Genomic DNA, 26102 nt, shown 5'->3' with positions numbered 1-26102 from the left:
GCCCGTGGTCCCGCGTTCTCCCGGTCTCCCGCCCGCCGGAACCCGCCCTGGCGCCCCTCCCTCCGCCTTCGGCGGTGAGGTCAGCGAACCGGATGCCCCGCCCGCCGGAGCGTGTCTTTGACCTCGCCGATCTTCAACTGCCCGAAGTGGAACACCGAGGCCGCCAGGACCGCGTCCGCCCCCGCCTCGACGGCCGGGGGGAAGTCCTCAAGCGCCCCGGCCCCGCCGCTGGCGATCACCGGCACCGAGACCACCGCCCGCACCGCGCGGATCATCTCCAGGTCGTAGCCCTTCTTGGTGCCGTCGCCGTCCATGGAGTTGAGCAGGATCTCCCCGGCGCCGAGTTCCTCGGCCCTGCGGGCCCACTCGACCGCGTCGATCCCGGTGCCCCGGCGTCCTCCGTGGGTGGTGACCTCGAACCCGGAGGGAGTCGGCGGGCCGTCCACGACCCGGCGGGCGTCGACGGACAGCACGATGCACTGCGCGCCGTACCGCTGGGACGCCTCGGTCAGCAGTTCGGGCCTGGCGATGGCGGCCGTGTTCAGTCCCACCTTGTCCGCGCCCGCCCGCAGCAGCCTGTCCACGTCCTCGACCGAGCGCACTCCCCCGCCGACGGTCAGCGGGATGAAGACCTGTTCGGCGGTCCTGCGCACCACGTCGTAGGTCGTGGAACGGTCGGAGCTCGACGCCGTGATGTCCAGGAAGGTCAGCTCGTCGGCCCCTTCCGCGTCGTAACGGCGGGCCAGCTCGACCGGGTCCCCCGCGTCACGGAGGTTCTCGAAGTTGACCCCCTTGACCACCCGTCCGGCGTCCACGTCCAGGCAGGGGATCACACGTACCGCGACAGTCATCTGACCGCCGCCAGGGCGTCCTCAAGGGTGAAGGCCTGGGCGTAGAGCGCCTTGCCGACGATCGCGCCCTCGACGCCGAGCGGGACCAGCTCCGCCAGGGCGCGCAGGTCGTCCAGGGAGGAGACGCCGCCGCTGGCGACCACCGGCCGGTCGGTGCGGGAGCAGACCTCGCGGAGCAGGTCGAGGTTGGGGCCGCGCAGCGTGCCGTCCTTGGTGACGTCGGTGACGACGTAGCGGGGGCAGCCGTCGCGTTCGAGCCGCTCCAGCACCTCCCACAGGTCGCCGCCCTCCTCGGTCCAGCCTCGCGCGGCCAGGGTGGTGCCGCGCACGTCCAGGCCGATCGCGATGCGGTCGCCGTACTCAGCGATGATCTTTGAGCACCAGACGGGGTTCTCCAGCGCCGCGGTGCCGATGTTGACGCGGCGGCAGCCGGTGGCCAGCGCCGACTCCAGGGAGGCGTCGTCGCGGATGCCGCCGGACATCTCGACCTTCACGTCGAGCGCGCCGACCACCGAGGCCAGCAGCTCACGGTTGGAGCCCCGGCCGAAGGCCGCGTCGAGGTCGACCAGATGGATCCACTCGGCGCCCGCCTCCTGCCAGGCGAGCGCGGCGGACAGCGGGTCGCCGTAGGAGGTCTCGGTGCCTGCCGCCCCCTGGACCAGGCGGACCGCCTGGCCGTCCGCGACGTCCACGGCGGGCAGCAACTCTAGCGACATCTGATCAGGACCTCCGGTCGAAGACGAGAGTGACAAAAAGCGGTACGAGAAGAACAGAAATAACAAAGACCCCGAACCGTGCGGTCCACGAGGACCACAACAGCCAGGCGATGACCTGCGCGATGAGGAACAGGACCGCCACGACGCCGTTCTGGGCCCTGCGGCGGCGAGCCTTGATGCCGCGCTGGGCTGCGATTCTGACGGGCCTGCCGGGCAGGAACGCGGTGACCCGCCCGGCCAGCTCACGCCGCCGGGCGAGCCTGGCCTCCCGCACGGCGCGCAGGGCGGCCTGCCTGGCCTGCTCGGCCTCGCGTTCCGCCCTGCGCCTGGCCCGTTCCCTGCTCACGACGACCTCTGCGAGAAAGGAGTCACCCGAGGGTGCCGAGCCAGTTGGTGAGCAGTTGCGCCCCCGCGTCGCCCGACTTCTCCGGATGGAACTGGGTGGCCGTCAGCGGGCCGTTCTCCACCGCGGCGACGAACGGCACGCCGTGCTCCGACCAGGTGACCAGGGGGTCGGTGAACCCCGGGCCCGCCTTGAGCTCCCAGTCGCGCACGCCGTAGGAGTGGACGAAGTAGAAGCGCGTCTGCGGGTCGAGCCCGTCGAACAGCACACTGCCCTCGGGCGCGCTGACGGTGTTCCACCCCATGTGGGGCAGGACCGGCGCGTCGAGCCGTTCCACGGTGCCCGGCCACTCGCCACAGCCCTCGGTCGTGACCCCGTGCTCGATGCCCGTCTCGAAGAGGATCTGCATGCCGACGCAGATGCCGAGGACCGGCCTGCCCGCGGACAGGCGACGGTCGATGATCCGCTCTCCCCGTACGGCCCGCAGTCCCGCCATGCAGGCCGCGAAGGCGCCGACGCCCGGGACGACCAGGCCGTCGGCCTCCAGCGCCTGCGTGTAGTCGGAGCTGACCGTGACGGTCGCGCCGACCCTGGCCAGTGCCCGCTCGGCGGAGCGGAGATTGCCCGACCCGTAGTCGAGAACCGTGACCCTCACCACCACAACACCGCCGCGGTGGTCGCCAGGGCCGCGAGCGCGCCCAGGAGCAGCGCGCCCTTCTTGAGGCCCTGCTTGAGGAAGGACACGATCCCGCCCACCATGAACAGGGCGACGAAGGCCATGGCGACGGCCGTCCAGTTGCCGGTCACAGGACGCCCTTGGTGCTCGGCACGCCGCTGGCGCGGGGGTCGGGCTCGCTGGCCTCCCGCAGCGCCCTGGCCAGCGCCTTGAACTGCGCCTCCACGATGTGGTGCGCGTTGCGACCGTAGGGCACGTGGACGTGCAGGCAGATCGCGGCCTGCGCGACGAACGACTCCAGGATGTGCCTGGTCATCGTCGTGTCGTAGGTGGAGCCGATCATCGGCGCCATTCCCTCGGGCTCGCTGTGCACGAGGTACGGCCTGCCCGACAGGTCGACCGTGACCTGCGCCAGGGCCTCGTCCAGCGGGCACGACGCGTTTCCGTAACGCCTGATGCCCGACTTGTCGCCCAGTGCCTCCCGGAACGCGGCGCCCAGCGCGAGCGCGGTGTCCTCGATCGTGTGGTGCGAGTCGATGTGCAGGTCGCCCTCGGTCTTCACGGTCAGGTCGAACAGACCGTGCTTGCCGAGCTGGTTCAGCATGTGGTCGTAGAAGCCGACCCCGGTGGACACCTCGACGTATCCGGTGCCGTCGAGGTTGACCTCGACCAGCACGGACGTCTCCTTGGTCGCGCGCTCGACGCGGCCGAGGCGCCGGGTGGGCTCGGCTCCGGCAGAACTGCTCACAGGGTTCCTTCCAGGGCGGCGCGGAAGGCCGCCATCTCCTCGGTCGTTCCGATGGACACGCGCAGCCATCCGGGCGGCCCGACCTCGCGGATCAGCACCCCGCGGTCGAGCATGTCCCGCCAGACGGTGCGCCTGTCGGTGAAACGGCCGAACAACACGAAGTTGGCGTCGGAGTCGGCCACCTCAAGGCCCTTGGCCCGCAGCCATCCGACCGTCGCGTCGCGCTCGGCGCGCAGCGTGTCGACGGTGCCGAGCAGCTCCCCGCGGTGGGCGAGCGCGACGCGCGCGGCCGCCTGGGTGAGCGACGACAGGTGGTACGGCAACCGCACCAGCAGCAACGCCTCGATCACCGCCGGGTGGGCGGCGAGATAGCCCAGCCGGGTCCCGGCCATGGCGAACGCCTTGGACATGGTCCGCGTCACGATGAGCCGGGGGTTGCCCGGCAGCAGCGTCAGCGCGGACGGCGTTCCCTCACGGGCGAACTCGAAGTAGGCCTCGTCCACGACGACCATGCCGGGCGCCGCCTCCACGATCCTGGCGATGACCTCGGGGTCGAGCGCGGTACCGGTCGGGTTGTTCGGCGAGGTCAGGAAGACGACCGCGGGCCGGTGCTCCTCGATCGCGGCGATGGCCTTGTCCGGGTCGATCCCGAAGTCGTCCTCACGGGACCCGGCGATCCACTCGGTCGAGGCGCCGGTGGTGATGATCGGGTGCATCGAGTAGGACGGCTCGAAGCCGAGCGCCGAGCGCCCCGGCCCGCCGAAGGCCTGCAGGATCTGCTGGATGACCTCGTTGGAGCCGTTGGCGGCCCAGACCCGCTCGTGGGTCAGGCCGTGCCCGAGGTAGGCGGCCAGGTCCTCACGCAGGGCGACCGCGTCCCGGTCGGGATAGCGGTTGAGCTCGCCCGCCTGGGACCGTACCGCCTCGGCCAGGTCGGCGACCAGGGACTCGGAGGGGCCGTAGGGGTTCTCGTTGGTGTTGAGCCGCACCGGGACGTCGATCTGGGGCGCGCCGTACGGCGTGCGTCCCCGCAGGTCGTCACGGATGGGCAGGTCCTCAAGCCTCATCGGGGATCTCCCATCCGAAACGGGCTCGTACGGCGGCGCCGTGCGCGGGCAGGTCCTCGGCGTCGGCGAGCACGCACACGTGCGCGGCCGAGCGCGCCAGCGCCTCGCGGCTGTAGTCGACGACGTGGATGCCGCGCAGGAAGGTCTGCACGGACAGACCGGAGGAGTGACAGGCGCAGCCGCCGGTCGGCAGCACGTGGTTGGAGCCCGCGAGGTAGTCGCCGAGCGAGACCGGCGCGTGGGCGCCGACGAAGATCGCACCCGCGTTGCGCACCCGGGCGGCGAGCGCGGCGGCGTCCGCGGTCTGGATCTCCAGGTGCTCGGCGGCGTAGGCGTCGACCACCCGCAGCCCCGCCTCCATGTCGTCGACGAGCAGGATGCCCGACTGACGGCCGGACAGGGCCTCGGTGACGCGTTCGCCGTGCTTGGTCGCCGCCACCTGGCCGGGCAGCTCACGCTCGACGGCCTCGGCCAGCTCGACCGAGTCGGTGACCAGCACCGAGGCGGCGATCACGTCGTGCTCGGCCTGGCTGATCAGGTCGGCGGCCACGTGCACCGGGTCGGCCGTGGCGTCGGCGAGGATCGCGATCTCGGTGGGGCCCGCCTCGGAGTCGATGCCGATGACGCCCTTGAGCAGCCGCTTGGCCGCGGCGACCCAGATGTTGCCGGGGCCGGTGACCATGGTGACCGGCTCGCACTCCTCGGTGCCGTAGGCGAACATCGCGACCGCCTGGGCCCCGCCGACGGCGTAGACCTCCTCGACCCCGAGCAGCGCGCACGCGGCCAGGATCGTCGGGTGCGGCAGGCCGCCGAACTCCTTCTGGGCGGGCGAGGTGACGGCCAGCGAGGGCACGCCCGCCTCCTGGGCCGGCACGACGTTCATCACGACGCTCGACGGGTAGACCGCCCTGCCGCCCGGCACGTACAGGCCGACCCGTTCGACGGGGACCCAGCGCTCGGTGACGGTGCCGCCCGGCACGACCTGGGTCGTGACGTCGATACGGCGCTGGTCGCGGTGGACCAGGCGGGCCCTGCGGATCGACTCCTCAAGGGCGGCCCTGACCCTGGGGTCGAGGTCCTCCAGCGCGCGGGCGATCGCCTCCGCGGGCACCCGGGTGGAGTCCAGCTCGACACCGTCGAACCTGGCGGTGAACTCCCGTACGGCCGCGACCCCACGATGATGCACGTCCTCGCAAATCGGCCGGACCGCTTCCAGGGCGGTTTCGACGTCGAGCTCGGCACGGGGCAGCACGGCGCGGAGGTCCCTCGGCAGGGACCCGCGCAGGTCGGTACGAGAAATCACCCGCCCAGTCTACGGACGTCCGGCACCCGGTCTTGTTCCGTACCATCATACGGACACGTCCTTTACGTTGTAGATTTTTCGTGGTGGTTAGACTCCCCCCGTGAGCAAGAGCAGGAACAAGGGCGGCCAGGGCACCCCGGCGACGGTCGCGCTGGCCCAGGCCGGGATCGGCTTCACCCTCCACCCCTACGAGCACGACGCGGCTTCCCAGGCCTACGGCGAGGAGGCGGCCGACGCGCTCGGCGTGCCGTACGAGCGGATCTTCAAGACACTGGTCGCCGAGGTCGAGGGCGCTCTGGCCGTCGCGGTCGTACCGGTCGCGGGCAAACTCGACCTGAAGGCGTTCGCCGCGGCGCTGGGCGGCAAGCGGGCGGCCATGGCCGAGGCGGCCAAGGTCGAGCGGGTCACCGGCTACGTGGTCGGCGGGATCAGCCCGCTCGGCCAGCGCAGGCGGCTGCCGACCGTGGTCGACGACTCCGCCCTGGGGTTCGACACGATCTACTTCTCCGCCGGGCGCAGGGGCCTGCAGATCGAGACGGCCCCCGCCGGGCTGGTACGGCTGACGCATGCCGTCACGGCCCCCATCGGCAAGACGGGCTGATGTTCTACCTGACCGCCCTGGAGATGCTGGAGCTGCTGCGGACCCGGCAGGTGGGGGCCGTGGAGCTGCTGCGGGCGCACCTGCGCAGGATCGAGGAGGTCAACCCGCGCGTCAACGCGATCGTCACGCTGGCGGCCGAGCGCGCGCTCGCCGAGGCCGAGCAGGCCGACCGCGACCTGGCGCGGGGTCACCCGCGCGGCCCGCTGCACGGCCTGCCGGTCGCGCACAAGGACCTGACGGAGACCGCGGGCATCCGCACCACCTACGGCTCGCCGCTGTTCGCCGACCACGTCCCGCCCCGTGACTCCATCCTGGTACGGCGGATGCGCGAGGCCGGGGCGATCACGGTCGGCAAGACGAACACCCCCGAGTTCGGCACCGGCTCCCACACGGTCAACGAACTGTTCGGCGTGACCCGCAACCCCTACGACCTGTCGCGTTCGGCGGGCGGCAGCAGCGGCGGTGCCGCGGCGGCGCTCGCGGCCGGGATGATCCCGCTGGCCGACGGCTCCGACATGGGCGGCTCGCTGCGCAATCCGGCCTCATTCTGCAACGTGGTCGGGCTGCGGCCGACACCGGGACGCGTGCCCGCCCCCTCCCCCACCGCCGCGTGGTTCACCCTCGGCGTGCCGGGGCCGATGGCCCGCACCGTCACGGACCTGGCACTGCTGATGAGCGTGATCTCCGGTTTCGACGCCGTTTCCCCTCTCTCGATCGCCGAGAGCGGGCAGGCGTTCGCCGGGTCGCTGGAGATCGACCCGGCGCGGCTGCGGATCGCGTGGAGCCCCGACCTCGGCGACCTGCCGGTCGACCCGGAGACCGCCCGGGTCACCGCGTCGGCCCCCGAGGTCCTCCAAGGGCTCGGCGCCCGGGTCGAGCAGGTCAGGCTCAACCTGTCGGACGCCGAGGAGGCCTTCCGCGTCTACCGGGCCTGGTACTACGCGCTGTCCTACGGCGGCATGCCCGCCGAGCGGCTCGGGGCCAACGTGCGCTGGAACGTCGAACAGGGCCTGAAGGTCACCGGGGCCGACCTGGCCAGGGCGGAACGGCTGCGCAGCGGCCTGTACCGGCGGATGGGCCGTTTCTTCGGCGACCACGACTTCCTGCTGACGCCGGTCAGCCAGGTGCCTCCGTTCCCGGTCGGCGAGCCGTACGTCTCGGAGATCGACGGCGAACCGATGCCCGACTATCTGGCGTGGATGCGCTCGGCCTACTGGATCAGCGTGCTGCACGCCCCGGCGATCTCCGTGCCCTGCGGTTTCACCCGGGACGGCCTGCCGGTCGGCGTGCAGATCGTCGGACGGCCGTTCGACGACCTGGGCGTGCTGCGCCTGGCCCGCCTCTTCGAACAGGCGACCGGCCACGGCGCGCGCAGGCCGGACCTGCGCTGAACGACCCCTCAGGCCCCCCGGGGCCTCGGAGCACGCGTGCGCACGAGGAACAGGATGAGGCATCCGGCCAGGCTCGCGGAGGCCCCGGCGCCCAGGAGCGCGGCGGAGGTGAACTGGGAGCGGTGCTCCTCGTCGTCGGTCCCGGCGAAGCCGAGGTAGCGCTCCGCCTCCGCCGTCAGCTCGTCGTATCGCCTCTGGTCCTTCTCCTTGACGGTCTCCGCCTCGGCGAGCAGGTCGGACACCTTCTGCCGATGCCCGTCGAGCCGCTCCCCCGTCTCGCCCGCCCGCAGGAACGCCAGGGTGCTCAGTCCCGCCAGGACCAGGGCCACGGCCACCAGGGCCGCTCCGAACCACATACGTCTCGCCGTCGTCATGGCAGAGGAACGTAGTGCGGCGCCCAGGACGGCCGAACCCGCCGCGAGGGTGATCCCGCCTCCCCCGCCCGGATGATCGTCAGTGCCCGCTGATGTCGTAGCCGGACAGCGGGCCGTAGGGGTCCCGGCCGCCGAACGGCGTGCGCAGCGGCGAGTCACGGTAGCCCGCGATGCCCTCAAGCACGAAGAACAGGCCGACCGCCAGTGTGGGCCAGGCGAACATGACTCCGGTGGCGGTCAGGGCGAGCGGGCCGGGGAACAGGGAGACGGAGGTGCCGGAGGCCACGACGTCGGCCGCCGGGGCCAGGTTGACGGCCCCTCCGGTGAGGCTCGCGAGGTAGGACCCCAGCAGGCCCCCCGCCGCCAGGCCGAGGACGATCGCCAGCGGCCTGCCCCGGCGCGACAGGCTGTAGCCGACGGCGCCGCAGGCCAGCCCGATCACGCCGGTGACGGCCGCGAACAGGCCGTCGTCGGCGATCAGCGCCTGGGTGGAGGGATCCGCCAGCAGCGGGCCCTGCCCGGTCATCACGTACGGCGGGCGCGGCGCGAGCGTCGACCACAGGACACCTGCCACCACCCCGAGGATCCCCAGGGCCAGTACGGTGACGGCGAAGTCGCGCGCATGCCGCAAAGTCTCCCCCTACCCGCTGTACTGATGTCTGTGCTGATGTGCCCGATGTTACCGATCCCGGGTCGTGTTCCCGGAGAGTCAGGGCGAATCCCGTTACGCTGTCCGGGTGAACGAAGAGGTGTGGCTGATCGAGCCTTCCGGACCGCTCCGCGGCGACGTCGAGGTCCGCGGCTCCAAGAACGCCGTGTCCAAGCACATGGTCGCCGCGATGCTCGGCGCCGGGGAGAGCACGATTCACAACGCCCCCGACGTGGGTGAGGTCGGCATCACCGCGCAGATGCTACGGGCGCTCGGCATCGACGTCGAGATCACGCCCAGGGAGATCAGGGTCGCCCGGGGAGAGCGGATCAACCCGCACGTCCCCGCGGCGTTCACCGGCCTCAACCGCATCCCCATCCTGATGCTCGGCCCATTGCTGCACCTGGCCGGCGAGGCGTTCGTACCGCTGGTCGGCGGCGACCCGATCGGGCGCAGGCCCGTGGACTTCCACGTCGAGGCGCTGCGCGCGATGGGCGCCGAGGTCGAGGTGAGCGACACCGGGGTCTACGCCAAGGCCAGGAGGCTGCGCGGCACCCGGATCGAGCTTCCCTATCCCAGTGTGGGCGCCACCGAGACGATCCTGATGTCGGCGGTGCTCGCCGAGGGCAAGACCGTCCTCAAGGGCGCCGCCATGGAGCCCGAGGTGGTGGAGCTCGCCCTGTTCCTGCAGCGGATGGGCGCGCGCATCGAGCTCAGCCCGGACCGGCGCATCGTCATCGAGGGCGTCAAGCGGCTGCGCGGCGCCTCGACCTGGCTGAACGGCGACCGGATCGAGGCCTTCTCCTACCTCGCCGCGGGCCTGATCACCGGTGGCGAGGTCAGGGTGCACGGCTGCCCGCAGGACCGCCTGGTGACGGCCATCACCACCCTCGCCAGGATGGGCGCGGAGATGGACATCACCGACGACTACGTCTCGGCCTCGGCCCCCGAGGGGCTGCGGGCCGCCGCGGTGCAGACCGACACGCACCCGGGGTTCATGACCGACTGGCAGACGCCGCTGATGGTGCTGTTCACCCAGGCCCAGGGCATGTCCGTGCTGCACGAGACGGTCTTCGAGAACCGGCTGGTCTACGTGCCCGCGCTGCAGCGGATGGGCTGCGAGATCGAGGTCTTCGACGTGTGCCTCGGCGGCCCCGCCTGCCGTTACCACGACACCAACGCCAAGCACTCCGCGGTCGTGCGGGGCGTGTCGAAGCTGCGCGGCGCCGACGTGACGCTGCCCGACATCAGGGCCGGCTTCTCCGCCGTGCTGGCCGCCGCGGCGGCCGAGGGCACCTCGACGCTACGCGGCGTGCACCACATCGAGCGGGGCTACCACCGCCCGTTCGAGCAGTTCGCCTCCCTGGGTCTGCAGGTCAGCAGGGAAGCGGTCGGGGAAGGGTAAAGATTCACGGCCGGGCGTTTGCCCCAGCCCGTCCGGCCGCACGTTACTGTCTGTGACATTTCGATCATCCGAGGTGAGACGCGGGCTCGCCGGGTGCCTGTGGGGTCTGACGGCCTGCGGCGTGCTCGGCGGGCTCCTGGTCGCGGCCATCGCCCTGCCGGCGGTCGGCGGCGCGGGCATCACCACCAACACGGTCACACACCTGTTCATCGACCTGCCCCCCAGCCCGAGGGAGGACCCGCTCCCCGAGCGGACGATCCTCCTGGACAGGAACGGCAAGCAGTTCGCCCAGTTCTACACGGAGAACCGGAAGATCGTTAAGCTCGACCAGGTCGCCCCGGCCATGCGCCAGGCGATCGTGGCGATCGAGGACTCCCGCTTCTACGAGCACGCGGGCCTGGACATCAAGGGGACCCTGCGGGCCCTGGTGACCAACACCCAGGCGGGCGGCGTACGGCAGGGCGGCTCCTCCCTCACCCAGCAGCTGGTCAAGAACATCCTGGTCGAGAGCGCCGAGACCGACGCCGAACGGGACAGGGCCCGCGAGCCGAGCCTCAGACGTAAGATCACCGAGCTGCGCTACGCGCTGGCCATGGAGGACAAGTACTCCAAGGCGGAGATCCTGGAGCGCTATCTCAACATCGCCTACTTCGGCGCCGGGGCCTTCGGGGTCGAGGCGGCCGCCCAGCGGTTCTTCTCCGTCTCGGCCGCCGACCTGACCCTGAAGCAGGCGGCGACGCTGGCGGGGGCGGTGCGGACGCCGTACTCGACCGACCCCTCTCTCGGTCCGCAGCGCAGGCACCGCCTGCGGGAGCGCAGGGACATCGTGCTCGACCGGATGGCCCAGCTCGGCGACATCCCGGTGGCGCAGGCCGAGGCGGTCAAACGCACCCCGCTGGACATCCGCATGCGGCCCGAGCCCGGCGGATGCGCCGGGAGCGCCTACCCCTACTTCTGCCTCTACGTCCACAAGGAACTGGTGACCAACCCCGCCTTCGGCCCCACCAGGGCCGCGCGGGAACGGCTGCTGGCCAGGGGCGGCATCGTGCTGCGCACCACCCTCGACCCGACGGCCCAGCGGGCCGCGCAGCGCGCCGTCTCCTCCCACGTCTCGCCGAAGGACACCGAGGTCGCCGCGGAGGCCATGGTCGAGCCGGGAACCGGCCGGATCAGGGCGATGACGGCCAGCAAGAGGTACGGCGTCAACTCGGGCAACGCCAAGAACGGCCCGAGCACCACCTACAACCTCCCCGCGGACATGGCGCACGGCGGCGGGCAGGGCTTCCAGGCGGGGTCGACCTTCAAGGCGTTCACCCTGGCGACCGCCCTGGCCAGGGGCTGGCGCTTCGACGACGGCTTCATGACACCGGGCAGGTTCGTGCCCTCGGGGGGCTACTTCGACTGCCGGGGACACCGGGTGAACGACCCGCACAGCCAGATCTTCAACGCCAGTGGCGAGGGCAGCGGTGGGCCGCAGAGCATCTCGACGGGCACCTGGAAGTCGGTGAACATCTTCTACATGATGCTGGAGCGCCGGGTCGGCCTGTGCCAGGTGGTCAAGACCGCCAAGGCGCTCGGCGTGGTCCGCGCCGACGGCACGCCGCTGCGCGAGGTGCCGACCTTCACGCTCGGGGTCAACGAGATGGACCCGGTGACGGTCGCGGCGGCGTTCGCCGCGTTCGGCGCGCGGGGCCGTTACTGCAGGCCGATGGCGATCGTCGACATCGTCGAACGGGACGGCACGCACGTCCCGGTGCCGCCGAGCTGTGTGCAGGCGATCGAGCGTGACGTGGCCGACGCGGTCAACCACGTGCTGTCCGGGGTGTTCAGCAAGGGAACCATGACGGGGCAGGACATCGGGCGCGACGCGGCGGGCAAGACCGGCACGAACAACGGCTACACCTCCGCCTGGTTCGCCGGATACACCCCCGACCTGGCCGCCGCGGTCAGTGTCGGCGACATCAGGGGCGCCTACCGCTACCCGCTGCGTGACGTGACGATCGGCGGCGAGTACTACGGGCAGGTGCAGGGCGCCTCCCTGCCGGGCCCCATCTGGGTCTCCTCCATGGAGGCCGCCCTGCGCGACGTCGAGGCGTCCTCCTTCCACCACCCGGACATGTCACGCTTCGGTGGTGGATACACCCCGGGCATGGACAAACTGCTGGAGGCCGAGAAGAAACGCGACGGCCGGAACGGGGGCGGTGACGGGGACGGCGGGGCGGACGGGCAGGACGCCGGGGAGCCGGACGAACGGCACAGCCTCGGCGCCGACCACGGCTACCGGGGCGGCAGGGCCCACTGGAGGAAACCCCGCCACCAGCAGCGGCAGCAACAGCCGCACCGGCGGCAGCGACATCACCGGCCCGGTCCCGGCCACCGGGCCCGCTGAGGGGCCCCGGGGCCGCCCCCGCACGGGACGGCCCCGAAGGCCTACCTCTTGACCAGGACCTGCTGGGTCGGGAAGGGCACCAGGGCCGTTCCGCGGGCCAGGGCGGCACCGGGACCGCACAGCGCCCGCAGCATGTGATCACCGAGCGCCTGGTCGATCGGATGCTGCTGCGGAATCCCCTGGGCGTCGAGGCGCTGGTACTTCATCAGGTTGATCCCGAGGGAGATCTGGCGGCGGCCGTCCTGGCTGGACAGGGAGAAGGTGCCCATGCCGAAGACCCCTCCGTCGTGGCCCCAGAACCGGCCGCAGGGCAGATCCTGGGCGTAGACGCCCAGACCGTAGTTCACCAGGACGTTGCCCTGACCGTCGGTGACGGGCACCGTGGTCTGCATCTGGGCGAGCTGGGCCTTGGGCAGCAGCCTGCCTTCGAGCAGCGCCCGGTAGAACCGGTCGAGGTCGCCGGTCGTCGAGACGACGGCGCCCGCGGTGTACGCCCACGACATGTCGTAGACGCTGTAGTCACGCGGCGGGTCGATGAGCCCGTAGAGCGACTCGTAGGCCTTGGAGTGCGGCCCGGGGATCACCGGCGTGCGGGGGAAGGAGGTCTCGCGCAGCCCGGCCCTGTGGATGACCTCACGGGTGATGTACCGCTGCGCCGGTTCGCCGGTCACCGCCTCCAGCAACAGCCCCGCGATGACGTAGTTCGTGTTGGAGTAGGACCAGCGCTCCCCGGGCTCCCCCGTCGGCTGGGCCTGCAGGCCGAGCCTCACCAGTTCCGCCGGCGCGATGGAACGGAAGCGCCCCTCGTCCAGGCTCGCGGCCGACCCCTGGGCCAGGGAGGGGAAGGCGCCCAGGACGTAGTCGCCGATGCCACTGGTGTGGTTGAGCAGCATCCGCACCGTGACCCTCCGCCCGAGGTCGGCGGGAAGCAGCCTCGGCAGATGACGCGCGACGGGCGCGTCCAGGTCGAGGCGCCCCTTCCCGGCCTGCTGGAGGATCGCGACCGCGGTGAAGGTCTTGGTGATGCTGCCGACCCGGTGGCGCATGCCCGGCCGTACCGGTCTGCCGGTTTCCACGTCGGCGACCCCGGCCGCCCCGTCCCACGCCTGCCTGCCGTTCCGGACGCTGGAGTAGAGGCCGTACATGCCCGCGTCACGGACCGCGTTGAGGGTCGCCTCCAGTCCCTCGCGGTCGAGACCCTGCGGCGCCACCGGGCCGGGCTCCGGCGGCCCCGCCGCCTGCGCGGGCAGGGCGGCGCCCGCCACGAGCGCGGCGCTCAGCCCAAGCCCAACGATCACAACCCCACGACGCCTCATGAAGGCCGCCATTCGCCATCTCCTCGGAACCGGGAACACGACCTCATCACGATCACAAAATCACCGCCCCGGGGCCTCCCCTTTCTGGACGAATTGACGTTCGTTCTCAGGAATGACAATCGCCGCCGAACGACCGCGTACCGGTCCGCCCGCGACTCGTCGCGTGTCTGGCCGAATGCCGTGGCGGGCGAAACGGATGCCACCGGCCTCGTGGCCGGTCACCGGTTCACCACGGGTGGCCCCGCATCGTCGGCGCGGGCGGCGATGCGCACCTCCCACGGCGTCCGGGACCGCGCACCGAGCGGCGGCCTCTCCTCGAAGCCAGAGAAGCCGCGAGGGCAGAATCCGCTTTCTCCTCCCGGATATTCCGCCCGGTCAAAATCGAAGACTCCCACCGTGCAATCGGTGCACGACGGGAAAAGGAAAACACGTATACGTGGTGACACGGCCCCGCCCCGTACTTCACCGTTTACCTCCGGCCAGGAGAGCCAGGAGAGCCAGAGGAAACCGCCGGGACCATCGGATTCACGCGACGTCCGGCACCCGGTCTGGAGTCGCTCCGCCCTCCCATGGCCGTGAGATCCTGCTGATCTTGAGAACGGACGGGTTCCCCGGGCGAGCCCCATCAGACCGCCTACCGCAGGGACCCGCGCGTCCGGACGACCGGCACCGGAGGAAAGAGACCATGAAGCACGAGTACGAGGCCACGTTCCTGTCCGTCGAAGTCGCCGGCCTCCGGACCAGGCTGATCTCCCTGGGGGCCGTCCAGGTGTTCCCCCGCACCCTCCTGACCAGGAAGATCTTCGAGAGCGACGTCTTCGGCGACGGCCAGTGGCTCCGGCTGCGCGACGAGGGGGGCCGTTCGACCCTCACGCTCAAGCAGGTCACGGACGCCACCGTCATCGACGGCACCGTCGAGGTCGAGACCGAGGTGGGCGACGCGCGGGCCATGGCCGAGATCCTGCGGCGTCTCGGCCTCCGGGAGGCCCGCTACCAGGAGAACTACCGGGAGGAGTGGAAACTCGGCGACGTCGTCTTCGACATCGACACCTGGCCCGGCCTGCCGACCTTCGTCGAGGTCGAGGGGCCGGACGAGGCCGCGGTCCGCCAGGCCTCGGCCCTGCTCGGATTCGACTACTCCACGGCCCGTTTCGGCAGTGTCGACGTGATCTACCGCAGCGAGACGGGCCGGGACATCCTCTCCGAGCCCACCCTCCTGTTCTCCCCGGAGGACCGGCAGGAGAGCGCCGGGCCCTCCGCGAAAGACTGACCTCCCGGAAACCCTCGCGCAGAACGTGAGAGCGAGGGGAGGCCGGCGTCCTTCTCCGGCCTTCGGGGCACCCGGCGCGAACACCCTGAGCGACGATTGGATACTGTCCGTAACGTCGTTTCCTGGTGACTGGCGGGGGGACCCATGAAGACGGACGAGGGCTACGTCCACGCGCTCGGCAATCGCCAGGTGCAGATGATCGCGATCGGCGGCGCGATCGGCGTCGGCCTCTTCCTCGGGGCGGGCGGGCGGCTGCAGGCGGCCGGTCCCGCCCTTGTGCTGTCGTACGCCGCCTGCGGGCTCGTGGCCTTCTTCGTCATGCGGGCCCTGGGCGAACTGGTGCTCTACAAACCGTCCTCCGGGTCGTTCGTCGAGTACGCAGGCGACTTCCTGGGCCCGTGGGCCGCCTTCGCCAGTGGCTGGATGTACTGGGTCAACTGGGCCTTCACCGGCATCGCCGAACTGACCGCCATCTCCACCTACGTGGGACTGTGGGCCCCGCACTTCCCCCGCTGGCTCACCGCGCTCATCGCGCTGGCGTCCGTGCTGATCGTCAACCTGCTGTCGGTACGACTCTTCGGCGAGCTCGAGTTCTGGTTCGCCATGCTCAAGGTCCTGGCCATCTGCGCCTTCCTGGTCGTCGGCCTGGCCCTGGTCGCCTTCGGCACCTCGCTGGGCGGCGGCACCGCGGGCCTGGGCAACCTCGTCGCGCACAAGGGCTTCTTCCCCAACGGCTTCCCCGTGGTCCTGATGAGCATGCAGTCGGTGATCTTCGCCTACTCCGCGATCGAGCTGGTCGGCATCGCCGCCGGTGAGACGAAGAACGCCAGACAGGTCATCCCGAGGGCGATCAACGGTGTGATCTGGCGGATCGCGATCTTCTACGTCGGCTCGGTGCTGCTGCTGGCCATGGTCCTGCCGTGGACCGCGTACGGCCCCGGCCAGTCGCCGTTCGTGACGGTCTTCGCCGCTCTCGGCGCCCCCTGGGCCGCCGACGTCATGAACCTCATCGTGATCACCGCGGCCCTGTCGTCGTGCAACTCCGGCCTGTACTCCACGGGACGCATCCTGCGGGCCATGGCCGTCAAGGGCGAGGCCCCGGCGTTCGCGGGCCGGATCGGCTCCCGCCACGTCCCCTACGGGGGCATCCTCATCACGGCGAGCGTGTTCGTGGCCGGGGTCGTCCTCTACTACTTCGTTCCGGAGCGCGCCTTCAACATCGCGACCGCGGTCGCCTCCCTCGGCGTCGTCACCACCTGGGGGACCCTGCTGCTGTGCCAGATCCGCCTGCGTGAGGCGGCCGGGAAGGGCCTGCTCGTGCGCCCCTCCTTCCGGATGCCGGGCGCGCCGTACACGGGCTGGGGCAGTCTGGCCTTCCTCGGCCTGGTGGTGCTGCTGATGCCGTTCGCCGACGACGACCAGCGGGTGGCCTTCTTCTGCGTCCCGCTGCTGGTCGCCGGGATCGCCGCCGGGTGGCGGATCGTCGGCTCGCGCCGTTCCACCGGAACACCTCTTGATCAATAGTACGTTGCACGATATATATCGACCGTGGGCTTACGCGAGCAGAGCTATCTGATCCTGCTGGCCCTCTCACAGGGGCCTCTGCACGGATACGGCGTGACCAAGACGGTGCGGGAACTGTCCGAGGAACGGGTACGACTCGGCGCGGGCACGCTGTACGGCGCCCTGGACCGGCTGGCCACGGACGGTCTGGTGACCATGGCGGGCGAGGAGGTCGTCGACGGCCGTCACCGCCGTTACTACGACCTGACGGAGCGCGGCCGCGAGATCCTCACCGAGGAGACCGCCCGCCTGATCCGCCTCACCGCGACCGCCCGCCGCCGTCTCGCCCTCCGTCCCACGCCTGAGCCGTGAGTCCCGGTCAGTCCCGGCGCGTCCCGGCGCGTTCCTCGGCGAGGTGGAGCCCCGCCTCGATGACGGCGTTCATGATGGGGGCCAGGCGCTCCTCACCGAGGGTGGGGGCGCGGCGGGCCATCTCGGCGACGAGACGGCGCTCACGGTCCATGTCGCGCCCCGCGAAGCCGCCGACGGGCTTGAGCCGCTGGATGGTCCCCGCCAGCTCGGCGCGCCGTTCCAGCAGGACGGCCAGGACGGCGTCCACCCGGTCGATGGCGCCACGCGCCTCGGGCACCGAGCGCGGCGTCTCCCTGCGGACGACCACGCCGACGATCCGCGCGACCTCCCCGGCGTCCAGGGCGGCCTGTTCCGGAGCGCCGGGGTCGAGCAGGAGGCCGTCGGCCCCCGCGGCGACCGCCGCCGCGGCCAGCGAGGGGTCCTCTCCGAGGCCGACCAGCACCGGGCGGCCCGAAGTCCGCCGCGCCGCCCGCATCAGGGCCAGGTCCAGGGTCGTGTCCGCCTGGTGCGTACGGCTGCCGCTCTCGCACAGCACCACCTGGTCGTTGCCCTCGGCCACGCAGTAGTCGGCGATGGCCAGCCACTCCTGGAGGGTCGCGGCGGGCCCCCGCTGCACGAGCACCGGGAGCCCGAGTCTGGCCACCGCCCTGACCAGCTGGAAGTCCTGCATCCATGCCGCACCGATCACGATCCCGTCGGCGTGGGCCGCGATCTCCGGCAGATCGGCCGCGGAGAAGGGCTCGACCAGCAGCGGCCCGGACCACCCGGCGCGTGCCTCGGCCACGGTCTGGGCCGCGGGCACCCGCCCGTGGTGGTCGCGCAGGCTGATCCAGCGGGCGTCGGCACCCTCTCCGCCGATCACCACGGCCGGTCCCGCTCCCACGCTGAGCGTCCCCACCCGTACGGCTCCGCGTTCCAGGTTTCGCTCCAGGTCTGCGGTCAACGACATCTCGGCTCCCATGCTCAGCCGGCACGCATCCCCGGGCCGGCGAATCGTAAGAAACAAAAAAGGCAGAGACCTTGTCTCTGCCTGGTGCCGGCTCCGAACGGTCGCTACGTCACGCTGTCACGACCGGCTCCCCGGAGCCGGCTCGGTAAACACGAAGTAGAACGTCATGAAAACGACGATAGGGCATCCTCGCCCCAGGCGCCACTCGCAGGCCAGGGGGCTGCAGGGGGGGGGAGGGAGATCCAGATCTCCGGAGAGTCGATCACCCTCCTCGGCCTATGAGAGTATTCGGTGGTTCCGGAAAGGGGCCAAGAGAGGGGGAGGTGCGATCGATGGCCGAAGCACAGCCTGAGGGACGTCGCGTCGCCTCCCGTTACCACCTGCTCGAACCCATCGGCCGTGGTGGCATGGGCATCGTCTGGCGGGCGCACGACGAGTTCCTCGACCGTGAGGTCGCCGTCAAGGAGGTCCGCTACGCCGACATGCTCGGCGAGGACAGCCAGGAGGACTTCAACCGCCGCACCAAGCGGGAGGCCAGGGCGGCGGGACGGCTGACGCACCCGAACGTGGTCGTCGTCCACGACGTGGTCGAGGAGGACGGCAGGCCCTGGATCGTCATGCAGCTGGTCGAGTCCCGCTCGCTCGGCAAGGTGCTGCGCCAGGAGGGGCCGCTGCCGTACCGGCGGGTGGCGGAGATCGGGTCGCAGGTGCTTGAGGCGCTGCGCGCCGCCCACGCCCAGGGGGTGCTGCACCGGGACGTCAAGCCGGAGAACGTGCTGCTGGCCGACGACGGCCGGGTGGTCCTGACCGACTTCGGCATCGCGACTCTGGAGACGGAGACCGCGCTGACCATGACGGGGATCGCGGGCACGCCCGCGTTCATCCCGCCGGAGCGGATCAAGACCGGCACCGCGCAACGCGAGTCAGACCTGTGGTCCCTCGGGGCGACGCTGTACGCCGCCGTGGAGGGCAAGCCCCCGCACGATCGGGGCGGGGCGCTGCCGACCATGCACGCGGTGCTGAACGACGAGCCGGAGCCCCCCGTCCACGCCGGGCCCCTGGCGCCCGTGCTTGAGGGGCTGCTGCGCAAGGACCCCGAGCTGCGGATGTCCTACGACGAGGCGGCCCGGCTGCTGCGCCAGGTGGCCGAGGGGCCTCAGGAACGGCGGCAGCCCGCGAGGACGACCGTCATGCCCGCCGTCGCGGGTGAGGCGGGTGCCGAGACCGATCCGGACATCCGGTACCGCCCGGAGGGGGTGCCCGCGACGGGGCTGAAGCTGGGCTCCGCCGCGCCCGCCCCGGCCTCCCCCGCGGAGGAGCCTCCGACGCAGGCGCGCAGGGACCGGCCATCCGGCACGGGACAGGGAGCCGCCGCGCAGGGAGCGCGGAAACCGGCCGCCGAACCCGCCCAGAAGGCCCCGCGGCAGGCCGTGCCGAAGGCTTCGCAGCAGGCCCAGCAGGCCGCCGCGACGCGGAAGGTCACGCCGAAGCCCGCCGCGAAGCCGGTTTCCGCGACTCCGGCGCCGCCGCGTGCCCAGGCCGGGAAGGTGGCTCAGCCGCCGCTCTCCAAGCCCTCGGCCAGACGTGAGCCCGCACCGGTACGGCCGCCGGTCCCCGTCTCGCGGCCCGAGCCCTCCTCCGCTCCCCCCGCCGTTCCGCCCGTCACTCCGCCGCCCTCGGCGGCGGAGTTCTTCCCCACGTCGCCCTCCGGGGCGGGGAAGCCCTCCTGGAGCTGGGACTCCATGCCACCGCTGCGGCGGTGGTCGCTGCTGCTGGTGCCCGTACTGGTGATCATCGTGCTCGTCGCGGGTTATCTCGGAATGCGCTACGGCAGGGAGGTCGGGCTGCCGGAGCCCAGGACGAGTGAGTCGAGTGAGACCGTGGGGGCGGCCGACCGGCCCGCGGAGACGACCACCGAGCCGATCTCCGAACACTCCCCCTCCCAGAGCGCGAGTCCCAGCCCCGTCGAGAGTCCCACCAAGGACGACGAAGACGATGAGGACGACAAGAAGGAAGACAAGGAGAAGGACTCCGGGCTTCCCGAGGGCTGGCGCACGCACAAGGACTCCAACGGGTTCTCCGTCGGCCTGCCCAAGGGGTGGGACGTCGACAGGCGCTCCGGCCCTTCGGTGTGGTTCCGCGGCCCCGACCGGGTGAGCTACCTGCTGATCGAGTACACCAACACTCCCAACTCCGACCCGAAGAAGGACTGGGAGGACCAGGAGCGCTACAGCAGGGGCAACTTCAACGGTTACAAGCGCATCCGGATCGAGAAGGTCGACTACATGAAGAAGGCCGCCGACTGGGAGTTCACCTGGGACACGAGCGCCGGTAAGGCGCGGGTGATCGACCGGGGCTTCGTGACCGAGGGCGGCAGGGGTTACGCCATCTACTGGCACACCATGGCCGACGAGTGGGACAAGAACCTCGCCCTCTTCAGGGGATTCACGGAGACCTTCTCCTCGAAAAAGTAGGCGAGCCTCCCGACCGGCTACGATGCGTGGGTTTGGGAGGGGCTGGAGAGAATGACCGAACGGAAGGTCGCGGGCCGGTACCGCCTGCTCGAACCCATCGGCGAAGGCGGGATGGGCGTCGTCTGGCGTTCCCACGACGAGCTTCTCGACCGGGTCGTGGCGGTCAAGGAGGTTCGTTACCGCGGGATCGACGAGGCCGCGCGGGCCGACCTGAACCGGCGGACGATCCGGGAGGCCAGGAGCGCCGGACGGCTCGACCACCCCTCTGTGATCATCGTGCACGACGTGGTCGAGGAGGAGGGCAGACCCTGGATCGTCATGCAGCTGGTCCGTTCGCGCTCCATGGGCGAGGTGGTGCGCCGGGGTGGGCCGCTGCCCCCGTCGCGGGTCGCCGAGGTCGGGCTGCAGGTGCTCGGCGCGCTGCGGGCCGCGCACACGGCCGGGGTGCTGCACCGGGACGTCAAGCCGGAGAACGTGCTGCTCGCCGATGACGGCCGGGTGGTGCTGACCGACTTCGGCATCGCCTCGATGACCCAGGAGACCGGGATCACCCGCACCGGGGGGATGGTCGGCACCCCGGCCTTCCTGCCCCCGGAGCGGCTGCACGGCATGCCCGCCACCCCCGAGTCGGACCTGTGGTCGCTGGGGGCGACGCTGTACGCGGCGCTTGAGGGACGTCCGCCGTTCGAACGGCCGACGGCCGCGGCGACCATGATGGCGGTCCTGAACGGCGAGCCGAGCCCCATGTCGCACACCGGCTCCCTCGTCTCGGCGATCCTCGGCCTGATGGCCAGGGAGCCCGCGGCCCGGCTGACCGCCGACGCGGCCGAGGCGCTGCTCACCCGCGCCTGCACCGAGGCCCCGGGGGGCGCGGCGGGTACGGACGACCGCCCTCCCCAGGCGGGCCCGGCCCCCCGGCACGGCCGCCCCCACACGGCGGAGGCGCCCCACACCGGCAACGACGCCTTCCCCCACCCGAACGAGGGCCCGTACACGGGAGGGCACACAGCCGATCCTCGCCACGGCGGCGAGCCCTGGCGGCAGGCGGCACCCCAGCCCGGCCCGCAACCGATGCCGCAACCAGGACCCCAGCCGGGAACGCGGCCGGGCGCGGCCCCGTGGGACGCCTCCCCGTGGACCGGGCAGCCGGCCGGGCAGCCGGTGGGACCGGGACAGGCGGCCTCGTGGCACACCGGCCAGGCCGGGGCCTCTCACGGCGACCCGTCGTCCGCCGGGCAGGCGCCATATCCGGGAGATCCGGCACATTCCCCCTACCGTGACGACGCGACCCGGGTCGGGCGGCCGTCCTACCCCAACGACCCCTTCCAGGCCTATCACCCGGGTGGCCAGGCTCATCCCGGCGATCCGTCCTCGCACGGCCAGGGCGGACACCCGCTGCCCGAAAACCCGTTCGGCGGCCCCCTTCCCGGCCTCCCCCACGGCACCGAACCGGCCTACCAGGGGCCCGGCAGACGGCGGGGCAGGCGTGCCGCGCCCGGCTCGCAGGCGTCCCCGCGACGGCCGGCCGTACGACGGGCGGTTCTGATCGTGGGGATACCGGTACTGGTCGCGGGGTTCGGCGCCGGAGGGTGGCTGCTGGCGGACAACTTCGGCGCCGGCCGGACCGCGACCCCGACGCCCCCCGCCACCTCCGCCCCGTCGATTCCGTCCGCCAAGCCGTCGAAGAGCCCGCGCCCGTCCCCCACCGCCTCCCCAACGGTGCGCCCGTCCAGGCTGCCCGAGGGCTGGCAGTACTACAAGGACCCGGTGATGGGCTTCACCATGGCCCTGCCGCGCGGCTGGACGAGCAAGCGCTTCTCCGGGCGTGACCGGGTGGAGTTCAGGAGGCCCGGCTCGTCCGCCCTGCTGTGGATCGAGTCGACCGCCGATCCGGAGAAGGACCCGGTCAAACACTGGGAGAACCTTGAGAAGGACCGCGTGGTCAAGAAGCTCTGGCCGGGCTACGAACGCATCGGCATAACCCCGCTGCGATACCGTGGTGTGGAGGCGGCCGACTGGGAGTTCACCTACCTGAAGAACGGCGTCCGGACACACGTCCTGGACCGGGGGTTCCACACGATCACGGGCCGTCCTTACGCGATCTACTGGGAGAGTCCTGAGTCCGAGTGGGACCGGGCGTTCTTCGACAGGTTCACCGAGACCTTCCGTCCGTGACCGGCCGGGGGTCGGGCCGGGAGACACCACTGGAGACACGACCGCGGTCCTTGGAGACGGAGACGGGGCTGGAGCCGGGGAGCGGAAGCCTGGAGGCGGCACGCTTCTGGCGCAATCCGGCGCTGCCCGGGGTCGATCTGCTCAAGGCGAGATACGTGACCCATCGGTTCACCCGGCACGCCCACGCGGGCTACGCGATCGGGGTGATCCTGACCGGGATCGAGGAGTTCGACTATCGGGGCGCCCGGCACCGCGCGGGCGCGGGAAGCGTGGTGCTGGTCGACCCCGACCAGGCGCACAACGGTCACGCGGGTGAGCCGGACGGCTGGGCGTACCGGATGCTCTACCCCTCCGTCGAGGTCCTGTCCGGGATCGCCGAGGAGCTGCTCGCCGGGCGGGGCACGCCGTACTTCCCCGAACCCGTCGTCTCCAGCGCGCGTGGTGCCGCGCTGCTCAGGAGGGCGCACGACGCCGCCGAGCGCGGCGACAGCCTGGCCTCCTCGACGCTGGCCCGTACGGCCTTCGGCACGCTGCTGCGCCTGCACGCCGCCCGGCGTCCGCCGGAGACGCGCTCCGTCGGCAACGACCTGGCCGTACGGCTCGCGCGGGAGATCCTGCACGAGAGGCTCATCGATCCGCCCACGATCGAGGACCTGGCGCTGGCCGTGAAGGCGAAGCCGTTCGGGCTGATCAGGGCCTTCAAGGCGGTCACCGGGCTGCCGCCGCACGCCTACCTGAACACGCTGCGGGTCAGCCGGGCGCGTGGCCTGCTCGACGCCGGGGTACCCGCGGCCCAGGTCGCCGCGGACGTCGGTTTCACCGACCAGGCGCATCTGACCAGGCATTTCAAGCGGGTCGTCGGTGTCCCCCCGGTCGCCTACCAACGTGCAGGAACGTACAAGACCGAGGCAGAAAACTCCACATAACCTCACCATCATGGAAATATCCACTCGTTCCTCAGCGACAAGGGACGGACTGGGAGTGGGGATCGCGGTCGGGCTGTCCGGCGTCGCGTTCGGCGCCAGCGCGGTCACCGCGGGGCTGAGCGTCGCCCAGGCATGCGTGCTGAGCCTGTTCGCCTTCACCGGAGCCTCACAGTTCGCCCTGGCGGGCGTCATCGCGGGCGGCGGCAACCTCGTCGCGGGCACCGCGGGCGCCCTGCTGCTGGGGGCCCGCAACAGCCTGTACGGCCTGCGCATGGCCGACGTGCTCGGCGCCAGGGGCGGTGCCAGGTTCGTCACCGCCCACGGCGTGATCGACGAGACGACGGCGGTCGCCCTGGCCCAGCCCGACGAGGAGTCGGCCAGGACGGGCTTCCTCGTCACGTTCGCCAGCCTCTACCTGACCTGGAACCTCACCACCCTGCTCGGCGCGGCGGGCACCTCCTGGGTGGCCGATCCCGCGCTGCTCGGCCTCGACGTGGTCGGGCCCGCGACCTTCCTGGCGATCCTGTGGCCCAGGCTCACCGGCGGCGGCCGGGAGACCGGCGCGCTACGACTGGTCGCGGGGACGGGCGCCGCGATCGCACTGGCCGTGACTCCCTTCGCCCCGCCCGGGGTTCCCGTGCTGATCGCCGCGACCGCCGTACTCGCGGTGACCCTGAGGAGGCCCCGATGAGTGCCGTGTGGTGGGCCGTGATCGCCACCTGCGCGGGGTGCTACGCGCTGAAGCTGGCCGGAATCTCCGCGCCGCGCAGGCTGCTCGACCACCCCAGGGTGCAGCGTTTCGCCGCGTTGGTCCCGGTCGCGCTGCTCGCCGCGCTGATCGCGGTGCAGATGTTCGCCCACGGTCAGTCGCTGCATCTGGACTGGCCGCGCACCGCCGGGCTGGGCGCCGCCGTCGTCGCGCTGCTGCTGCGCGCGCCCTTCCTGGTGGTGCTCGCCGGCGCGGCCGTCGTCACCGCGGCACTGCGGTGGCTGATCGGCTGAGCGGGAACCGTACCCGGAGCGTGACGGTGATCCCCGGCGCCGACTATTGCGGTGATCTGCGTAGTTCATCCTGAATACCGGGACACATCACGGGTAGACGAGGCCCATGTCCGACTCTGGAGAGGTCATCGGCACGCGTTACCGGCTGATCGCACCCATCGGCCGCGGGGGAATGGGCACGGTCTGGCGGGCGAAGGACGAGGTACTCGGCCGTGACGTCGCGGTCAAGGAGGTCATCCCCTCTCCCGACCTGACCGGCCCGGAGCGTGAGGTCTTCACGATCAGGACGCTCAGGGAGGCGCGGGCCGCAGGCAGGATCGGCCATCCCGGCGTCGCGACGGTCTACGACGTGATCGAGGAGCGCGGACGGCCGTGGATCGTCATGCAGCTCGTCGAGTCCAGGACGCTCGGGGCGGTGGTCCGTGAGGACGGGCCGCTGCCCGCCTGCAGGGCGGCCCGTGTCGGGCTCGACGTGCTCGGGGCGCTGGTGGCCGCCGGTCACGCGGGTGTGCTGCACCGCGACGTCAAACCGGACAACGTGCTGCTGGCCAGGGACGGCCGGGCCGTGCTGACCGACTTCGGCATCGCGGTGCTCGAAGGAGACTCCTCCGTCACCAGGACGGGCGCCCTGATCGGCACCCCGGCGTTCATCGCGCCGGAACGGGCGGGCGGAGGACCTGCGGTGTTCGCCTCCGACCTGTGGTCACTCGGGGTGACGCTCTACGTGGCGGTCGAGGGACGCTCCCCCTTCGAACGCGCCCACCCGCTGGCCACCCTCAGCGCGGTCATGCACGAGGAACCCGCCCCGATGCGGCTCTCCGGGCCGCTCGGGCCGGTGATCCACGGACTGCTTCGCAAGGACCCCGCCGAGCGGATGTCCGCCGAGGAGGTGCAGGTCGGCCTGCGCTCCATCGTGAACGGAATCGCCCCGCAGGAGACGATGCCGATCGACCTGCCCGTCCCCGCGCCGCCTTCACCGCCCTCACCGTCCTCACCGCCGGAGACCGGACCGGTGGCCGGGCCCGCGGGCGTGGCCGTGACCGGACAGGCCGCCGCGTCCGGCCCTCCTGCCCCCCGGAGACGGCGGAGAGGGGCGGCGGTCGTGGCCGCGGCGGCGCTCGCGGTCACCGCCACCGCGAGCGCGGCGGCCTGGGTCGCCATGAACTCCGTTCCCCCGGCGACCCGGGGACCGGTCACCCCGGCCGGGGTCTCTCCGAGCGGACGCACCCCCGCGACGAAGCCGGAGCAGGCACGGCTGCCGGCCAGGAAGGACCCCGCCCCCGAGCGGACGCAGGAGAGCGACGAACGCCGCACCGTCCCCGAGGCGCCGCCCGAGAAGCCACAGAACCCACAGAGCCCGGAGAAGCCCGAAAGGACCGAGAAGCCGAAGCCGAGCGAGTCCCCCGCCCCCCCGAAGAAAGAAAAGCCCCTAAAAGATGACAAACCAGACAAGGGTGAGGACGAGGGCCAGGAGGCCGGTCCGCCCGAGGAAGGCGGCCAGGACACTCAGGAGCCTGCCCCCGAGGACGACCAGGAGCAGGAGCCGGTGGGCGAGGTGGCCCCGGGCGACGCCCTGAACGCCCTCGCCGTGCTCTCCTGACC

25 protein-coding genes are annotated in these 26102 nt (G+C 71.6%); 13 read left to right on the top strand and 12 right to left on the bottom strand.

Annotated elements, in window-relative coordinates:
* Positions 1-80: 80 nt before the first annotated feature.
* From hisF to hisD, 8 genes are read right to left on the bottom strand one after another with little or no spacing between them, the layout of a single operon-like run.
* Entirely contained in the window at positions 81-851 is a 771-nt protein-coding gene (gene hisF / locus ACIBVQ_RS03405) for an imidazole glycerol phosphate synthase subunit HisF (RefSeq protein ID WP_352009037.1), read from the bottom strand.
* Positions 848-1567: a bifunctional 1-(5-phosphoribosyl)-5-((5-phosphoribosylamino)methylideneamino)imidazole-4-carboxamide isomerase/phosphoribosylanthranilate isomerase PriA gene (gene priA, locus ACIBVQ_RS03400; RefSeq protein WP_352009036.1), complete on the bottom strand. Its 720-nt coding sequence runs from the start codon at positions 1565-1567 to the stop codon at positions 848-850. The genes hisF and priA overlap by 4 nt, the downstream gene beginning before the upstream one ends.
* A gap of 4 nt (positions 1568-1571) precedes the next feature.
* The gene (locus tag ACIBVQ_RS03395; protein WP_352009035.1) at positions 1572-1913 is read right to left on the bottom strand and encodes a hypothetical protein; all 342 of its coding nucleotides are present in this window, start codon (positions 1911-1913) and stop codon (positions 1572-1574) included.
* Positions 1914-1935: 22 nt separating this feature from the next.
* Positions 1936-2571, bottom strand: a complete 636-nt coding sequence (gene hisH, locus ACIBVQ_RS03390) for an imidazole glycerol phosphate synthase subunit HisH (RefSeq protein WP_352009034.1) — start codon at positions 2569-2571, stop codon at positions 1936-1938.
* Positions 2562-2717 (bottom strand): hypothetical protein, encoded by a 156-nt coding sequence (locus tag ACIBVQ_RS03385; protein WP_352009033.1) that lies wholly within the window; start codon positions 2715-2717, stop codon positions 2562-2564. Before ACIBVQ_RS03385 ends, hisH begins: the two co-directional genes overlap by 10 nt.
* Positions 2714-3403, bottom strand: coding sequence for an imidazoleglycerol-phosphate dehydratase HisB (gene hisB / locus ACIBVQ_RS03380; protein ID WP_386189956.1), 690 nt, complete (start codon positions 3401-3403; stop codon positions 2714-2716). The genes ACIBVQ_RS03385 and hisB overlap by 4 nt, the downstream gene beginning before the upstream one ends.
* Entirely contained in the window at positions 3331-4401 is a 1071-nt protein-coding gene (locus tag ACIBVQ_RS03375) for a histidinol-phosphate transaminase (RefSeq protein WP_352009031.1), read from the bottom strand. Before ACIBVQ_RS03375 ends, hisB begins: the two co-directional genes overlap by 73 nt.
* Positions 4391-5704 carry a histidinol dehydrogenase gene (gene hisD / locus ACIBVQ_RS03370; RefSeq protein ID WP_399175307.1) on the bottom strand — a complete coding sequence of 438 codons (1314 nt, stop codon included), beginning with the start codon at positions 5702-5704 and terminating at the stop codon, positions 4391-4393. The genes ACIBVQ_RS03375 and hisD overlap by 11 nt, the downstream gene beginning before the upstream one ends.
* A 100-nt stretch (positions 5705-5804) precedes the next feature.
* On the opposite strand from hisD, the gene ybaK reads away from it, so the two are divergent.
* Both ybaK and ACIBVQ_RS03360 read left to right on the top strand, forming a co-directional pair.
* Complete coding sequence (gene ybaK, locus ACIBVQ_RS03365; protein ID WP_399175305.1) at positions 5805-6305, top strand: Cys-tRNA(Pro) deacylase; 501 nt, start codon at positions 5805-5807, stop codon at positions 6303-6305.
* Positions 6305-7696: an amidase gene (locus tag ACIBVQ_RS03360; RefSeq protein ID WP_399175303.1), complete on the top strand. Its 1392-nt coding sequence runs from the start codon at positions 6305-6307 to the stop codon at positions 7694-7696. Before ybaK ends, ACIBVQ_RS03360 begins: the two co-directional genes overlap by 1 nt.
* Before the next feature lie 8 nt (positions 7697-7704).
* Here ACIBVQ_RS03360 and ACIBVQ_RS03355 read toward each other — a convergent pair whose 3' ends face one another.
* The gene (locus ACIBVQ_RS03355; RefSeq protein WP_386189960.1) at positions 7705-8070 is read right to left on the bottom strand and encodes a hypothetical protein; all 366 of its coding nucleotides are present in this window, start codon (positions 8068-8070) and stop codon (positions 7705-7707) included.
* Positions 8071-8149: 79 nt separating this feature from the next.
* A complete protein-coding gene (locus tag ACIBVQ_RS03350) occupies positions 8150-8701 on the bottom strand; it encodes a hypothetical protein (RefSeq protein WP_362916514.1) in 552 nt (183 codons plus the stop codon).
* A gap of 106 nt (positions 8702-8807) precedes the next feature.
* On the opposite strand from ACIBVQ_RS03350, the gene murA reads away from it, so the two are divergent.
* The gene (murA, locus tag ACIBVQ_RS03345; RefSeq protein WP_352009025.1) at positions 8808-10124 is read left to right on the top strand and encodes a UDP-N-acetylglucosamine 1-carboxyvinyltransferase; all 1317 of its coding nucleotides are present in this window, start codon (positions 8808-8810) and stop codon (positions 10122-10124) included.
* Positions 10125-10176: 52 nt separating this feature from the next.
* Positions 10177-12513 (top strand): transglycosylase domain-containing protein, encoded by a 2337-nt coding sequence (locus ACIBVQ_RS03340; RefSeq protein ID WP_399175299.1) that lies wholly within the window; start codon positions 10177-10179, stop codon positions 12511-12513.
* Positions 12514-12554: 41 nt separating this feature from the next.
* Here ACIBVQ_RS03340 and ACIBVQ_RS03335 read toward each other — a convergent pair whose 3' ends face one another.
* Positions 12555-13811: a serine hydrolase domain-containing protein gene (locus ACIBVQ_RS03335; RefSeq protein WP_399175297.1), complete on the bottom strand. Its 1257-nt coding sequence runs from the start codon at positions 13809-13811 to the stop codon at positions 12555-12557.
* Positions 13812-14514: 703 nt separating this feature from the next.
* Here ACIBVQ_RS03335 and ACIBVQ_RS03330 point away from each other — a divergent pair.
* The 3 genes from ACIBVQ_RS03330 to ACIBVQ_RS03320 all read left to right on the top strand — a co-directional run bounded on the left by ACIBVQ_RS03330 (position 14515) and on the right by ACIBVQ_RS03320 (position 16974).
* On the top strand, positions 14515-15099 hold the full coding sequence (locus tag ACIBVQ_RS03330; protein ID WP_399175295.1) for a class IV adenylate cyclase: 585 nt from the start codon (positions 14515-14517) through the stop codon (positions 15097-15099).
* Between the two features lie 144 nt (positions 15100-15243).
* On the top strand, positions 15244-16623 hold the full coding sequence (locus tag ACIBVQ_RS03325) for an amino acid permease (RefSeq protein WP_399175292.1): 1380 nt from the start codon (positions 15244-15246) through the stop codon (positions 16621-16623).
* Between the two features lie 24 nt (positions 16624-16647).
* Positions 16648-16974 (top strand): PadR family transcriptional regulator, encoded by a 327-nt coding sequence (locus tag ACIBVQ_RS03320; protein ID WP_399175290.1) that lies wholly within the window; start codon positions 16648-16650, stop codon positions 16972-16974.
* Positions 16975-16981: 7 nt separating this feature from the next.
* Here ACIBVQ_RS03320 and ACIBVQ_RS03315 read toward each other — a convergent pair whose 3' ends face one another.
* Positions 16982-17923 (bottom strand): chorismate mutase, encoded by a 942-nt coding sequence (locus ACIBVQ_RS03315; protein WP_399175288.1) that lies wholly within the window; start codon positions 17921-17923, stop codon positions 16982-16984.
* Between the two features lie 332 nt (positions 17924-18255).
* Here ACIBVQ_RS03315 and ACIBVQ_RS03310 point away from each other — a divergent pair, with 332 nt between their 5' ends.
* The 6 genes from ACIBVQ_RS03310 to ACIBVQ_RS03285 all read left to right on the top strand — a co-directional run bounded on the left by ACIBVQ_RS03310 (position 18256) and on the right by ACIBVQ_RS03285 (position 26100).
* The gene (locus ACIBVQ_RS03310) at positions 18256-20397 is read left to right on the top strand and encodes a protein kinase (RefSeq protein ID WP_399175286.1); all 2142 of its coding nucleotides are present in this window, start codon (positions 18256-18258) and stop codon (positions 20395-20397) included.
* A gap of 51 nt (positions 20398-20448) precedes the next feature.
* Positions 20449-22572: a protein kinase gene (locus ACIBVQ_RS03305; protein ID WP_399175284.1), complete on the top strand. Its 2124-nt coding sequence runs from the start codon at positions 20449-20451 to the stop codon at positions 22570-22572.
* A 50-nt stretch (positions 22573-22622) separates the two neighbouring features.
* Positions 22623-23498 (top strand): AraC family transcriptional regulator, encoded by an 876-nt coding sequence (locus ACIBVQ_RS03300; protein WP_362916531.1) that lies wholly within the window; start codon positions 22623-22625, stop codon positions 23496-23498.
* A gap of 10 nt (positions 23499-23508) precedes the next feature.
* The gene (locus ACIBVQ_RS03295; RefSeq protein WP_352009015.1) at positions 23509-24189 is read left to right on the top strand and encodes an AzlC family ABC transporter permease; all 681 of its coding nucleotides are present in this window, start codon (positions 23509-23511) and stop codon (positions 24187-24189) included.
* On the top strand, positions 24186-24500 hold the full coding sequence (locus ACIBVQ_RS03290; RefSeq protein ID WP_362916533.1) for an AzlD domain-containing protein: 315 nt from the start codon (positions 24186-24188) through the stop codon (positions 24498-24500). Before ACIBVQ_RS03295 ends, ACIBVQ_RS03290 begins: the two co-directional genes overlap by 4 nt.
* Positions 24501-24606: 106 nt before the next feature.
* Positions 24607-26100, top strand: coding sequence for a protein kinase (locus ACIBVQ_RS03285; protein ID WP_399175281.1), 1494 nt, complete (start codon positions 24607-24609; stop codon positions 26098-26100).
* Positions 26101-26102 lie beyond the last annotated feature (2 nt).

Source organism: Streptosporangium sp. NPDC049376 (assembly GCF_044466505.1).
Classification (GTDB): Bacteria; Actinomycetota; Actinomycetes; order Streptosporangiales; family Streptosporangiaceae; genus Streptosporangium.
Note: the sequence above shows the minus strand (reverse complement) of the source record. Positions and strands in the feature narration are given on the sequence as shown.